Annotated in this window: 9 protein-coding genes; all 9 read right to left on the bottom strand. The window is 76.0% G+C overall.

From position 1 onward, the window contains the following. Positions 1–21: 21 nt before the first annotated feature. Positions 22–246 (bottom strand): ferredoxin, encoded by a 225-nt coding sequence (locus B5D66_RS07230; protein ID WP_235000826.1) that lies wholly within the window; start codon positions 244–246, stop codon positions 22–24. Continuing rightward, positions 243–1472, bottom strand: coding sequence for a cytochrome P450 (locus B5D66_RS07225; RefSeq protein WP_078760853.1), 1230 nt, complete (start codon positions 1470–1472; stop codon positions 243–245). Before B5D66_RS07225 ends, B5D66_RS07230 begins: the two co-directional genes overlap by 4 nt. 78 nt (positions 1473–1550) lie before the next feature. Continuing rightward, the gene (locus B5D66_RS07220; protein WP_078760852.1) at positions 1551–3290 is read right to left on the bottom strand and encodes an ABC transporter ATP-binding protein; all 1740 of its coding nucleotides are present in this window, start codon (positions 3288–3290) and stop codon (positions 1551–1553) included. Further along, positions 3287–5125, bottom strand: a complete 1839-nt coding sequence (locus tag B5D66_RS07215; RefSeq protein WP_078760851.1) for an ABC transporter ATP-binding protein — start codon at positions 5123–5125, stop codon at positions 3287–3289. Before B5D66_RS07215 ends, B5D66_RS07220 begins: the two co-directional genes overlap by 4 nt. Beyond that, entirely contained in the window at positions 5122–5793 is a 672-nt protein-coding gene (locus B5D66_RS07210) for a class I SAM-dependent methyltransferase (protein WP_078760850.1), read from the bottom strand. Before B5D66_RS07210 ends, B5D66_RS07215 begins: the two co-directional genes overlap by 4 nt. 90 nt (positions 5794–5883) lie before the next feature. Beyond that, positions 5884–6669, bottom strand: coding sequence for a thioesterase II family protein (locus B5D66_RS07205; RefSeq protein WP_078760849.1), 786 nt, complete (start codon positions 6667–6669; stop codon positions 5884–5886). Further along, a complete protein-coding gene (locus B5D66_RS07200; protein WP_078760848.1) occupies positions 6666–7793 on the bottom strand; it encodes a Gfo/Idh/MocA family oxidoreductase in 1128 nt (375 codons plus the stop codon). Before B5D66_RS07200 ends, B5D66_RS07205 begins: the two co-directional genes overlap by 4 nt. After that, positions 7790–8935, bottom strand: coding sequence for a saccharopine dehydrogenase NADP-binding domain-containing protein (locus B5D66_RS07195; protein ID WP_078760847.1), 1146 nt, complete (start codon positions 8933–8935; stop codon positions 7790–7792). Before B5D66_RS07195 ends, B5D66_RS07200 begins: the two co-directional genes overlap by 4 nt. Then, complete coding sequence (locus B5D66_RS07190; RefSeq protein ID WP_235000824.1) at positions 8932–14418, bottom strand: non-ribosomal peptide synthetase; 5487 nt, start codon at positions 14416–14418, stop codon at positions 8932–8934. Before B5D66_RS07190 ends, B5D66_RS07195 begins: the two co-directional genes overlap by 4 nt. Positions 14419–14496: the final 78 nt, after the last annotated feature.

Below are 14496 nucleotides of genomic sequence, written 5' to 3'. Positions count from 1 at the left end.
TGCCGCGCCGAGCGCGGCGGTTCACGCGGGTTCCTCGGCGCCGAGGGCGCCCGAGGGGCACAGGTCGACGGCGAGGAGCAGGTCGTCTCGCGCCTCCGCGGGGACGTCGGCGCGCAGGAGGCGGACCGTCCCGTCGTCGTGCTGGTCGAACAGGGCGGGGGCGACCCGCGCGCACTGGCCGGCGCCCACGCACACGCCGGTCTCGGCGCGCGCCCGCAGCGCTCCGGCGCCGGACCCCGGGCTCACCACCGGACCGGCACCTCCTCCAGGCCGAAGATGGCCGAGGCGGAGCGCAGCGGCAGTTCCTCGACGGGAACGGCCGGGCGCAGGGTGGGCACCCGGTCGAACAGGGTCCGCAGCGCCACCTCCAGCTCCAGGCGCCCCAGGTTCTGGCCGACGCACTGGTGCACGCCGTACCCGAACGCGACGTGGTGGCGCTCGGATCGGGTGATGTCGAGTTCGCCGGGGTCGGCGAAGGCGCGCGGGTCGTGGTCGGCCGCGGCGAGCAGCGCGATGAAGCCGTCGCCCGCGGGGATGGTCGCCCCGTCGAGTTCGATGTCCTCGGTGGCCACCCGCAGCGGGATGACGTCGGCCACCGACAGCAGGCGCAGCAGTTCGTCGACCGCGGCCGGCCACAGGCCGGGGTCCGCGCGCAGCAGGTCGAGCTGGTCGGGGTGGCGCAGCAGGGTGAGCGCGGCCAGCGGGATCATGTTGCGCGAGGTCTCGTGGCCGGCGTTGAGGGTGATGCCGATCTGCGACAGCAGGGAGCTGCGGGTGATCTCGCCCCGGGCGAGGGGGCCGGTGACCAGGCGGCTGATCAGGTCGTCCTGCGGGTCGGCGGCCTTGTCGTCGATGAGGCGGTCGAGCAGCGCGAACAGGTCGGCGAGGGCCGCGCCGACCTGTTCGGCGGTGCTGGAGCGTCCCCCGGTGATCGTGGTGACGCGCCGGAAGAACTCCAGGTCGGCCGTTGGCACCCCGAGCAGCCGGCAGATCACCGTGGTGGAGACCCGGTTGGCGTAGTCGCCGACCAGGTCGGCCGGCGCGGGCCGCGAGAGCAGGTGGTCCACCTGCTCCGCGCAGATCTCCTCGATCGCCGGGCGCATGGCGCGCACCCGCTTGACGGTGAACTCGCCGACGAGCATGCGCCGGACCCGGGTGTGGTCGGGCGGGTCCATCCGGATGAAGGGGCGCAGGTCGGCGGCGACCGCCTGCTCGCCGTCGCCGAGGGCGGGGAAGGCGGGGTGGCGTGCGTCGGAGCTGGCCGCGGGGCTGGCCAGCGCGGTGCGCACGTCGGCGTGGCGGGTGACCAGCCACGCCTCCTTGCCCCCGGGGATGGCGACCTTGGTCAGTGGGGCCTCCTCGCGCATCGCCGCATAGGCGTCGGGCGGCGCGAAGGGGCAGGAGCGGCCGATCGGGAAGGAGGCGGGCCGGCCGTCGGCGGATCGCGGCTCGGCGGAGGGGGACGAGGTCATCTTCTCTCTTCTTCTCTTCTCTGAAATTTCTCGAAGGGTCGAGTGCCAAAGGATCCGGACGCCTCCGCGCGGCGCCGGTCAGGCCGGCCCGGCGGACAGCCGCCAGCCCAGGGCCCGCTCGCGGGCGCGCAGGAACCCGGTGTAGTGGCCGTCGGCGGCGAGCAGTTCGTCGTGACCGCCCTGCTCCACGACCCGGCCCGCGTCGAGGAACACGACGTGGTCGGCGGCGCGCACGGTGGCCGGGCGGTGGGCGATGACGATGAGGGTGCGCTCACGCGCCAGTTCGGCCACCGTGGCGGAGACGATCGCCTCGTTCTCGGCGTCCAGGGCCGCGGTCGCCTCGTCCAGGACGACGATGGACGCGTCCTTGAGCAGGGCGCGGGCGATGGAGACGCGCTGGCGCTGCCCGCCCGACAGGGCCGTGCCGCCCTCGCCGACTCGGGTGTCCCAGCCGTCGGGCAGCGTGGCGACGACCTCGTCGAGGCCGGAGAGGCGGGCCGCCCGCTCCAGGTCCTGCGCGGTGGCCTGCGGCGCGGCGACACGGATGTTGTCGGCGATGGTGGCGTCGAACAGGTAGACGTCCTGGAAGACCATGGCGACCTGGCGGGACACCTCCTCGCTGCCGAGGTCGCGGGTGTCCACGCCGCCGATGAGGACCCGCCCCTGCCGGGGGTCGTGGAAGCGGGCGAGCAGCCGGGCCACGGTGCTCTTGCCGGACCCCGAGGGGCCGACCAGGGCGGTCACCGTCCCGGGCGCGGCGCGGAAGGTGACGCCGTCGAGCACGTCGGGCCCCTCGTCGGTGTAGCGGAACCGGACGTCGTCGAACTCCACCCCGGCGTCGCGCGGGGTCTGCGGCTGCCGGGGCTCGGGCAGCGGTCGCAGGTCCAAGACGGCGTTGATGCGTGCCAGGCCGGCGGCCGCCATGCGCAGCGCGGCACCGAGGTCGGCCGCGTTGGACAGCGGGTGGACGAAACGGACGACCAGGACGAGCAGCGCCACCGCGAGCGGCCCGTCGGGGGTTCCGCCGAGCGCGAGGTGGACCGCGAGGAACACCAGCGCACCGAACGCGACCCGCAGCACGAGGGCGTACCCGGTCAGCGCGGGGATCCCCGCGAGCAGGAGGCGGCGGACGGCGGCGTGCTCGGCGCGCAGCGCCTCGTCCAACCGCGCGTGTCCCCGCGTGGTCCGGCCGAAGGCGCGCAGGACCGGCTGGGCCCGGGCGTACTCCAGCACTCGTCCCGCGGCCTCGTCGGCGACGGTGTCGCGCGCCGCCTCGTTGCGGCCCACGGCCCGGCCCGCGTGGTGGAAGGCCGCCCACAGCGGCAGGGCGCAGACCGCCGCCGCCACACCGATCCGCCAGTCGTAGACCAGCAGCGCGAGGACGGCCACGGCCGGGGTGACCACCGCGTCGGCCAACGGCGGGAGGATGTGCACGGGGACCTGCATGGCACGGGAGACGCCGTCGGTGGCCATCCGGTTGAGCTCGCCCAGGCGCGCCCCGGTGAACCACCCCAGGGGCAGGCGCGCCACATGGGCGCCGAGCCGGTGGTGCAGTGCCCGGGACACCCGCCCGCCCAGCTCGAAGTTGAGGTAGAGCGAGACCGAGCGCAGCAGCGCGTAGAGCACGGTGACCACCAGCAGCACGATCAGCCAGGGTGCCGCCGCCGCGGGCCCCTCCCCCAGCAGCGTGGTCACGACGGGGACGAGCAGCGCGAACAGCACGCCTTGGAGGGCGCAGACCAGCGCGGTCAGGAGCAGGCGGGTGCGGACCGGCCGGGCGTGTTCGGGGCCGATCGCGTGCAGGAAGGCGCGGATCACCGGTCGTCTCCCCCTCCGTCGTGGGTGGCGTCGTGCTGGGCCCGCCACAGGGCGGCGTAGCGTCCGCCGCGGGCGAGCAGGTCGTCGTGGGTGCCGCTCTCCACGATCCGGCCGCCGTCCATGACCGCGATGCGGTCGGCGCCGGTGACCGTGGCCAGGCGGTGGGCGATGACCAGGACGGTCCGGCCCCGGGCGAGTTCGCTCAGCGCGTCCTGGACGGCGGCCTCCGACACGGGGTCGCTGGCGGCGGTGGGCTCGTCGAGGACGAGCACGGGGGTGTCGGCGAGCAGGGCCCGGGCGATGGACACGCGCTGGGCCTCGCCGCCGGAGAGTTCGGCGTCCTCGCCGACGACGGAGTCGTAGCCGCGCGGCAGTCGTTGGATCCGCTCGTCGATACGGGCGGCCCGGGCGGCGGCCTCGATCTCGGCGCGGGTGGCCTCGGGGCGGCCCAGCGCGATGTTGGCCGCGATGGACTCGCGCAGCAGCCGGACCTCCTGGAAGACGAAGCCGACCTTCCGGTAGAGCTCGGCGGCGGGGATGTCGCGCACGTCGGCGCCGCCGACGGTGACCGATCCGGCGGTGACGTCGTGGAACCGGGCCGGCAGGGTGGCCAGGGTGGTCTTGCCCGCTCCCGAGGGGCCCACCAGGGCGGTGACGGTGCCGGGCTCCAGCACCAGGTCGACGCCGCGCAGCACCTCCTCGCCCGACCCCTGCCCGTCGGCCGGGGGGTAGGCGAAGGCCACGTCGGAGAAGACGACGCGCGCGCCCTCGGGCGAGGCCCCGCCGCCCTCGGGCAGCTCCGGCTCGGCCAGCAGGTCGGCGACCCGGCCGGCCGCGGCCCGGGCGGCCTGGATCTGCTGGACGCGCGACCCGATGACGTTCATCGGCGCGCACAGCGCCGGCGCGAGCAGGGCGAAGGGGACCACGTCGAAGGGGTCGTTCCACCCCAGGGCCGCGGTCGCGGCCCCCGCCGCGACGACGACAACGGTGACGACGACGGGCGACAGCACCAGGAAGGAGCCCACCGAGGGGGCCATCGTCGACCGCGACCAGGCGATGAAGAAGTCCGCGAAGCGGTCCGCGGCCCGGGTGAAGCGTTCGTGGGCGCGCCGCTGCCCGCCGAAGTGCTTGACCACGGTGATGCCGTCGATGAACTCCACGGCGGCGGTGTTGACGTCGCTCATCGCCGCCGCGTACTCGGCCATCCGGCGCATCGACCCGGACATGGCGCGGGCGAACAGGAGGACGCCGAGCGCGACGGGAAGGAGCGCGACGAGGGTGAGCCGCCAGTCGACGACGGCCAGGTAGACCAGGGCCGTCGCCGGGACGGTGACCACCGTGGCCAGGTCGGGCAGCGTGTGCGCCACCAGGGAGTGGACCTCGTCGATGTCGTCGTGCAGCGCCTTCTTGACCCGGCCCGACCCGCGGCCGGAGAACCAGCCGAGCGGGACCCGGCCCAGCCTGTCGGCCAGGGAGCGCCGCACGTCGAGCTGCATGTCGTTGTCGGCGAGGTGGCCCACCAGGACCGAGACGGCGGAGAGCGCCGAGGCCGCGAGCGCGGCCACCAGGGCGACGGCCGCCCACGTCCAGGCGCGCGCGGCGTCGGGTCCCCCCGCGGCGAGGAGGGCGCGGGCGACCTCGGCGACGGCGATGAGCGGGAACAGCCCGAGCACGCCGGCGAGAGCCTGGAGCGCCACCGCCGCGCGCACCCGGGCGCGAACCGGACGCAGCAGGACCCCCAGCGGTCCGGCGGGACGGCGCCGCCCCCGCGCCGTGGCGCCGCGCGGCCCGCCGCCGGGCGACCGGTTGGCCGGTGGGGCCGACACATCCGTCATTTGACCAGCACCCCGATCTCGGGCGTGGCCTCGCGCCCCGCCTGGACCAGGCGCTTGGCGGTCAACCCCGACTCCTCGGCGAGCCGCTGCACGCCGAAGGTCTCCCAGTCGTACTCGTCGGCCACGGTGCGCACCAGCTCGCCGCCGCGGTGGACCCGCCACTCGGTGCGCCAGCGCATGACGCCGGCGCCGGCGGGCTCGCCGGAGACCCACCACTCGTAGACCTGCTCGCCCACGCTCTCGCGGACCATGCGGGTGAAGGGGATGGTGCGGGGGGTGTCGACCCCCATCAGTTCGACCACGATGGGACCTCCCGGGGGGAGCCGGTCGGCCAGGCGGCGCCACAGCGCGGTCCGCTCGGGCCGGGGGATGTGTCCGGCGACGCCGAAGATGACCGCGGCGGAGATCGAGTCGGGCAGCGGGAGCTCCTGGGCGGGCTCGGGCAGCACGGTGACGCGCCGGCGCAGGTCGGGGTCTGAGAAGACCCTGCTGGTCAGGATCGCGCGCATGTTGGGCGAGGGTTCGGCGGAGATGATGCGCGCCGAGGGCAGCGTCTCGGCGATGGTCGCGGTGACCAGGCCGGTGCCGGCGCCGATGTCGACGATGGGACCGTGCGAGGTGTCCAGGCCGGCCAGCGCGGCCCGCAACGCAGGCGCGCTGGAGGTCAGGTGGCGGTGGCCGACGAGGTCGAAGAACTCGGCCGCCGGCGAGTAGTAGTCGGGCGCGGTGATGGTGTCCTCCGAAGGTTCAAGGCGTGGTCAGGGGGTGCTGGGCCACGGCTGGCGTGCCGCGGCCAGGGCCGGATCGAGCCTGCGCAGCAGCGCGCGGACCACCGCTTCGCGGGCCGGCCCCAGGTAGAAGTGGTCGCCGGGGAAGACCTGGACGTCCATGCGTCCGGTGGTGACCCCGGCCCAGCCCGCGGCGCGGCCGGCGTCGACCTCGGGGTCGGCGTTCCCGGTGAAGACGCTGACCGGGCAGGACAGGGGCGCGCCGGGGAAGGGCCGGTAGCGTTCGATCAGCCGGTAGTCGGCGCGCACGCAGCCCAGCACGACGGCGCGCATCCCCGGGTCGGCCAGCACCTCGCGTTCGGTGCCGCCCAGGCGGACGAGTTCGGTGACGATCTCCTCGTCGGTGGCGAGGTGGACCGTGCCGGCCGGCGCGTCGCCCGGGGCCATGCGCCCGGAGGCGAACAGCCGCCGTGGCTCCGCGTGGCCGCGGGCCCGTAGCTCGCGCGCCAGCTCGTAGGCGACGGCCGATCCCATGCTGTGGCCGAAAAGGGCGTAGGGACGGTCCAGCAGCGGGGCGAGCCCGTCGGCGAGGGCCGCGACGAGGGTGGCCATGTCGTCGACGGGCTCCTCACCCAAGCGGTCCTCGCGTCCCGGGTACTGCGCGCACACCAGGTCCACGGCGGACGGCAGCAGCGCCGCCCAGGAGCGGTAGGCGTTGGCGCCCCCGCCCGCGTGCGGCAGGCAGACCAGGCGGAGCCGGGCGCCCGGCTCCGGGCGGAAGCGGCGCAGCCAGGGGTGGGGCGATGACGCGGTCATGGGGTTCCTGTCGGTGCGGGGCCGGCGAGCTCGGCGGCGCGCAGCGGCCGGGGCGGGGTGGGGCGGATGATCTCGGGGCGGCCCAGGCGGCCGGTGACGTCGTGCCAGATCCGGCAGACGGCCAGGTCGTAGTGGCCGCGGGCGAGCGGGTCGGCGCCTTCGGCGATGTCGGCGGCCAGGCCGCGCAGCGCCCGGGCGATCGCCTCGGGCCACAGCCGGGCGAACACCTCGCGGAAGGGCACCGGCTCGGTGCCCTCCAGCACGGTCGCGCTGGGCTCGGTCAGGTGCTCGGTGCCCGGCCCGGTCGAGACCAGCCGCCCGTGGGCGTCGCGGGGCGCGTGCAACCGGGGGTTCCACAGCACCGGCCCGTGGGTGTCGGCGAGGGTGAGGACGCCTCCCTCCGCGCCGATGGCCAGGCGGTGCCACAGCAGCGCGTGGTTGTCGCCGTCGGAGGGGTCGAGCTGGTTTTGCACCCGCAGTGTCAGCGGGACGCCGCCGATGACGCCCTGCACGGTCCGGTAGGGACGTGGGGTCGCGGCCAGCGCCTCCACCCCGGCCGGCGGCTCCACCGGGTCGGCCAGGCCCCAGGGGCGCAGCCCGCCCAGCGCCCGGCCCATGACGTCCAGGAGCGGGTAGAGCACCTGGATGGCGGCGGTGGCGTCGGCGAACAGCAGCCGTCCCCGCCGCCGCAGCTCCGCGGCCGCGGCCAGGAACCGGGCGATGGGGGCGACGTGGCGGTAGAAGGGGTTGAGGTGGTGGACCACCCCGTGGGCGCGGGCGGTGCGCAGGGTCGCGGCCAGCTCGTCGTGGTGGACGGGGTGCTCCTGGAGCACGTGGACGCCGCGGGACAGCAGGGCGCGGGCCAGTTCGCTGCCCGGCCCCCCGGAGACGGCCGCGCCCACGACCACGCAGGCGACGTCGACCCCCTCCGGCAGCTCCTCGACCGAGGTGTACAGGGGGACGCCCAGGCGCCGGGCGTAGGCGCGCGAGTGTTCCCCGCCCCGGGCCAGGATCGCGACCAGTTCGAACTCCCCGGGCAGGGAGCGCACCGCCTCGGCGTAGAAGCGGCCGAACCCGGTACCGCACACGACGGTGCGCAGGGGGCGTCGGGACGGGCCGGTCACAGCGTCCCCTCCTCGGCCCCGGCCGCCTCCCCCGCCGCGGCCACCCCTTCGACCACGCGCAGGGTCCCCGCCTCCGCGTCGGCGAACAGCAGCCGCACGGTCGCGTCGGGGTCCACGACCTCGGCCGCGTCGTGGACGCCGGCCCCGATCCCGCCGCGCAGCACGGCGTCGGCCGTGACCGCGCCGACCCGCCCGGTCATGCGATAGCTGTCGGACAGTCGCACCACCAGCGCGCGCTCGCGCGCCTGCCGGTCGGTCAGCAGCAGGACCAGCAGGTAGTAGGGGACGCGCCCGGCCAGGTCGAGGTCGGCCGCCGCGCGCAGCCGTTCGGCGGTCCGCGCCGTGGCCGCCTCCGGCCGCCCGGCCACGGCGGTCAGCACCGAGCGGGCGCGCGGGCCGGGGTGGACGTTGTACCACTCCAGCTCCGCCAGGCCGAGGGAGGCGGCCAGGCGGGCGGCCTCGTCGGTCAGGAAGGGTTGGACGAAGGCCGGCGCGGGGAAGAAGGGCGGCTGGGCCTCGTCGACGGCCCGAAGCGCCCGGGACACGCGCCGCCCGTCGCGCCAGGCGGCCAGCGGCTCGCCGAACACGGCGGCCGGGTCGGCGCCGGGCAGGGAGAGCAGGAGGTCGCCGGCCGCCGCCGGGGTGCACCGTTCCAGGCCGCCGCAGTAGGCCACGACGCTGCGCAGCCCGGGGCCGCGCAGCGCCGCCCAGCGCGGCAGCAGCGCCGACAGGCCGGGCAGCACCCCGGCCGACAGCACGACCGCGCGTCCCGGGCGCGGCGGGTCGGCGTCGAAACGCCGGCGCACGGGGGCGTCCCCGGTGACGTCGACATAGTGCGCGCCGGCGTCCAGCGCGGCGCGGGCCACCCGGTCGACGATGCGGTAGGAGGGGCCGGCGCAGTTGAGCACCACCGCGCAGCCCGCGGCGAAGGACGCCAACGCCGCGGGGTCCTCGACGTCCACGGTGACCGCTTCGGCGCCCGGCCCCAGTTCCCGGGCCAGGTCCGCCAGGGGGGCGTGGCGGCGTCCGCCCAGGCGCAGCCGGGCGTGGCCGAGCCCGCGCAGGAAGCGGGCCGCGGCCGTGCCGACGGCGCCCGAGGCCCCGGTGACGCCGACCAGGGGGGTGTCGGGGAGGGGGGTCATCGGGTGAGGTCCCCTCCGGTGATCTCGTCGAGCAGCTTGACGACGCCCGGCGCGTAGGGGACGGACAGGCAGCTGAAGTGGTCGCCGGCCACGTCGACGATGCGCAGGTCGCCCAGGACGAGCCGCTCCCAGTAGTCGGTGACGCTCTCCTTGTTGCCGGGGAAGGGGTAGGCGCCGCTGTGCCGCAGGAAGGTGATGTCGCCGGCGTAGGGCTCGGGCTCATAGCGCGAGATCGCGAAGACGCTCTGGCGGAAGATGCGGAACAGCTCGTGCAGCGCCTCGGGCTCGTAGGTGCCCGCCGAGGGCGGAACGGCCGCGCACATGCGCTCGACGCGGACGTCACGGGGAACCTCGGCCAGGGCCCGGAAGCAGGCGGCGACGTCGGCGTACTCGCCGGTCAGTTCGCCGATGGCGCCGTCGGGCAGCAGGCCGGGGGTCCGTTCCAGCAGCACATCGGAGGCGGCCGAGACCCGGTTCTCGTCGGCGGGGAAGCCCACGGCCACCGGGTCGATGCCCATCATGACCGCGAAGGCGTACTCCGAGATCAGCTCGTCGTCGAGGCGGAAGGGCGGGCGGTGGGTGCTGATCGCGGTGAGCGAGGCGACCTCGGCGCCGGCCTCGGCGAGGGTGCGCGCGACCTCGGTCGCCACCAGCCCGCCCAGACAGTAGCCGACCACGTGGAAGCGCCGCCCGCCCTGTTCCAGCAGCGCGTGGGCGTAGTCGGCCGCCCACCGGGTGATGACGGTGGCGGGATCGGCCTCCAAGAACACCGGCACATCGGGCAGTTCCAGTCCGGCCAGGGTCGTAGCGCCGGCCGACCTGCGCCGGATCTCGGTGATCAGCGCCCGGTAGGGGACCAGCGTCCCGGTCCCGGCGTGGACGAGCGCCGTCACCGTGCCGCCGCCCGGACCGTTGAGCGCCACGTAGGGGCCGGCCGGCGCGGCGTCCGCGCCGCGGTGCGGGGTGGCGCGGTCACGCAGGTAGGCGGCCAGGCCCGCCACGGTGGGACGGCGCAGCATGTGGCGCAGCACCACCTCCCACTCGATGTCGCCGACGCCCGGGACGGCCTCGCCCAGCCGGCCCACCATGCGCGCGACCAGCAGCGAGTCCCCGCCCAGGGCGAAGAAGTCGTCGTCGCGGCCGACGTGCTCGCGCTCCAGCAGGCCGGCCCACAGGTCGGCCAGGGCGCGTTCCAGGTCGTCGGCGGGCTCGGCGGGCAGGGCCGCGACGGCGGTCGGGGTGTCCTCGCGCGGCAGGGCCGCCGCCAGCGCGGCGCGGTCCACCTTGCCGTTGCCGGTCAACGGGAGCGCGTCGAGGATCCGCCACTGGGCCGGGACCATGTAGTCGGGCAGCCGGGCCGCGACGTGGCGGGCCAGTTCGCCGGCCGTGAGCGGTTGCCGGTCGGTCTTGAACCGGGCCAGGTAGAGGCTCTGCCCGGTGCGGGCCAGGCCGTCGTCGTCGCCGGGCAGGACCAGGTCGGTGACGGCCCCGGCGCCGGCGAGCGCGGCGGCCCACTGCTCGCGGGTGAGGAAGGTCTGGTCGGCGGCGGCCCGCGCGTCGTGGTGGCCGCCGTCCAATCCGTCGAGGAACTCCATGGAGACGAGCAGGGACGGGTTGTGCTCCCGGGTCGTCTCGATGAGGACGAGGTGGCCGCCGGGGACGAGCAGCTCGCGGAGGCGGCGCAGGGCCGCGTCGGCGTCGATGGCGTTGTGCACGACGTTGGCGGCGACGACCACGTCGAAGGAGTTGGGGGCGTGCCCCTGGTCGCCGATGTCGCGGTTGACGTCGAACAGCCCGTAGGAGACCCAGGGGAAGGCCGCGAACTGTTCGCGTGCCTCGGTGAGGAAGAACGGCGAGATGTCGGTGAACAGGTACTCGACGTCGTGCCCGGCCAGCGCCGGGACGATCTCGGCGGTGCTGCCGCCCACGCCGGCGCCGATCTCCAGGACCCGCAGCGGCTCCTCGCCGGTGCGCGCCGCGGCGACCTCGCGCAGCGCCGCCGCCGCGGCGGCGTTGAGGTGGCGGATGGCGAGGTTGTCGCGGTAGGCCGCGCCGGCGGTGTCCAGGCCGGCGCCGGGGAACAGCAGCGTGCGCACGTCGAGTTCGCCGCTGAGCAGTTCGGGCAGGTGCTCGGCGCAGGCGCGCATGTAGTCGAGGACCTCGGTGCCGTAGTCCACGCGCCGTTCCAGCTCGGCCAGCCGTTCCCAGGCCCGCCGCGCCTCCTCCTCGCCGACCGGGCGCAGCCCGACGAGCCGGCCGTCCTGCTCGCCGAGGCGTCCGGCGCGCAGCAGGGCGTCCAGCCAGCGCCGGACGAGGCGGTGGTGGCGGCGGTCGGCGCGCAGGGCCGCGGCGACCTCCGCGCGGGTGTGGGATGCCCCCTCGGCGAACAGGCCCGCGCCGGTGAGGGTGCGGGTGATCGCGGCCAGCGCGGCCTCGTCCATCGCGTCGAGGAAGACGCCCAGGTCGGCGCGGTCCAGTCCCGCGGTGGCCGTCTCGGCCGCCGCGCGGGCGCGGGCGGCCGGGGCCGTGGTGTCCTCGGCGGGGTGGTCGCGGCGCGCGGTCTCGACGAACGCCGCGAGCCTGCGGGAGTCGCGGTCGCCCACCGCGAGGACCGCCGCGGCGGCCGCGCCCGGGTGGGCCAGCAGCGCCGCCTCGATCTCGGCGAGCTCGATGCGGTGGCCGCGGACCTTGACCTGGGAGTCCTCCCGGCCCAGGAACTCGATGTCGCCGCCGGGCCGGTAGCGGCCCAGGTCACCGGTGCGGTACAGGCGCTCCCCGGTGCGGGGGTGGGTGACGAACCGTTCGGCGGTCCTGGCCTCATCACCGAGGTAGCCCAGCGCCACCCCGGCCCCGCCGATGTAGAGCTCGCCGACGACCCAGTCGGGGCGGTCGTTCATCCGCTCGTCCAGGACGTGGAAGGTCTGGTTGGCGAGGGGACGGCCGTAGGGGATGCTCGGCCAGGCCGGGTCCACCTCGCCGATGGGGTGGTGGATGGACCAGATGGCCGCCTCGGTCGCGCCGCCCAGGCTCACCAGCGACAGGCCGGGGACGCGGGCGCGGATGCGGTCGGGCAGCGTGACCGGGATCCAGTCACCCGACAGCAGGGCCAGGCGCAGCGTGGGCAGGTCCGCGTCACCCGCCGAGGCCAGGTAGTCGTCCAGCATCTGCATCTGGGCGGGGACGGAGTTCCACAGGGTGACGCCGTGGTCGGCGACCAGCTCGGCCCAGTGCGAGGGGTCGCCGCGCCGCTCGGCGGAGGGCAGCACGAGGGCTCCCCCCGCGGCCGGGGGGCCGAACAGGTCGTAGACCGACAGGTCGAAGCCGAGGGAGGCCAACCCCAGGATCCGGTCGCCGGGTCCGACCTCGAAGCGCCGGTTGACGTCGGCGACGGTGTTGAGGGCCGCCCGGTGGGAGATCATCACCCCCTTGGGCACACCGGTGGACCCGGAGGTGTAGATGACGTAGGCGAGATCGCCGGGCGCGGCGGCGCGCGGCGGCCGCGCGGTGAGGGCCGGCCCGGCGGGAACGGCGTCCACGGCGATCGGCTCGGCGGTGTCGGCCCAGTCGTCGATCCCGGTGAGCCAGGACTGGGTGAGGACGTGGCGGATGCCGGCGTCGGCGAGGATGACGCGGCGCCGGTGGGCCGGCTGGGCGATGTCGATGGGAACGTAGGCGGCGCCGGCGAGCAGGACGGCGTAGGCGGCGACGACCTGCTCCACCCCCTTGTCCATGACGATGGCCACGCGGTCGCCGGGACGGCAGCCGCGCTCGGCGAGCACGGCGGCGACCGCGGCCGCGCGGGCCCACAGCTCGCCGTGGCTGGTCGTCCCCTCGGGGGTGATGACGGCGGGAGCGTCGGGGGTGCGCAGCGCGGCGTCGAGGGCCCCCTCGTGCAGCAGGCCGCCGGGCAGCGGGCCGGCGGTCGCGTTGACCTCGGCGCGCAGGTCGAGCTGGTGGCGCGGGACGCGGACCGGGTCGGCGTCCTCCCAGACGTCGGCGGAGCCGGCGAGGCGGCGCAGCAGGTCGACGTAGGCGGCGAAGGCGTCGGCGGCGACCCCCTCGGGCAGAACCTCCTCGCGCACGTCCCAGCGCACGCCGAGCCCGCCCTCTTCCAGGGAGACCTGGCAGTCCACCCACACCTGCGGGGTCTGGCTGACGCCGTGGACCTCGCGGGAGGCCCACGACCCGCCCGCTGCGTCGGGCTCCTCGGCGCCGATCGCGCCGGTGAAGACCACCGGCATGAGCACGGCGGGCTCGTCGCGGCGGCGCGACAGCTCGGCGAGCACCTCGCCCCCCGAGTACAGGGCGTGGTCGAGGTCCTCGATCAGCCGGCCCTGCCGGGTCCGGGCGCGCTCGGCGAAGGTCGCGCCGTCACCCGAGCGCACCGCGAGCAGGGTGACGGTGGTGAAGTCGCCGACGATCCGGTCGACGTCCTCGTGCAGCGGCAGCCGCCGCGCCACCGGGAGGTTGAGCGTGAAGTCGGGTCGGCGGCTCCAGCGCGTGATCGTCTCGGCGTAGGCCGCCAGCGCGACCGCCGAGGGGGTGAGCCCGTGTTCGGCGGCCCGGGAGCGCAGGGCCCGCCATTCGGCGGCGGACAGGGCGGCCCGGTGGCGGGTGAAGCGGGCGGGCGCGTCGATGGCGCGCTCGCGCAGCGGCAGTTCGGGGGCGGGGGGCAGGTCCTCGATCCGCTCCATCCAGTAGGCGCGGTCGCGGTGGTAGCCGGGACCGTCCTTGAGGGCGCGCTGGGCCAGCACGTAGTCGCGGAAGGTCGCGCCGATGGGCGGCAGCGGGTGGTCGGGGTCGGCGTAGAGGGCGGCGAGCTCGTCGAGGAGCATCCGCACGCTCGCGTAGTCGGCGGCGAGCAGGTCCACCGACAGGTGCAGGACACTGCGGTCGTCGCCGCGGGTGAGGTGGAGGCGCACCAGCGGCCAGGTGCCCGGGTCGGGGACGAGGTCGCGCAGCCGTTCGCGGGCGCGCTCGACGTGGACGGTGGTATCGCTGCCGCGCACGTCGGTGACGGTCAGGGCCTCGCCGGGGGCTTCGGGCAGGACGCTTTGGTGGCCCTCGGCCGCGACGACGACGCGCAGCATGTCGTGGCGTTCCACCAGGGCGGCCCAGGCGCGGCGGAGCCGTTCGGGGTCCAGGTCGTCGAACTCCAGCTCGGCGTAGGCGTGGCAGGCCACGCCGCCGTAGTCGTAGGCCGTCCCGCGGCCGACGAGGTAGGCGCCCTGGACGTCGGTGAGCGGGAACGGCTCGTGGCGCGCGGCGGGGTCGGGGGTCAGCCGGGGCCGGGCCTCGGCCCGGAGCAGGGCGAGGATCTCGTCGCGGTGGGCGCGCAGCAGCGCGCGGCGCTCCTCGGTGAGCGTGCCGGTGGGGGCGCGGAACCGGATCCGTCCCTCGTCCTCCCAGAGGTGGACGCCGTCGGCGCGCAGGTCGGCCAGCAGCGCGGGGAGTGTGCCGGTGGAGTCGTCGATGGCGGACACGTGCTTCGCCTCTTCTTCCTGGTTTCTGCGGGCGGCCGGGGGCCGTCGGGGATGGTGGGACGTGGGTGGGGCGGAGGG

Source organism: Marinactinospora thermotolerans DSM 45154 (genome assembly GCF_900167435.1).
Lineage (GTDB): Bacteria > Actinomycetota > Actinomycetes > Streptosporangiales > Streptosporangiaceae > Marinactinospora > Marinactinospora thermotolerans.
Note: the sequence above shows the minus strand (reverse complement) of the source record. Positions and strands in the feature narration are given on the sequence as shown.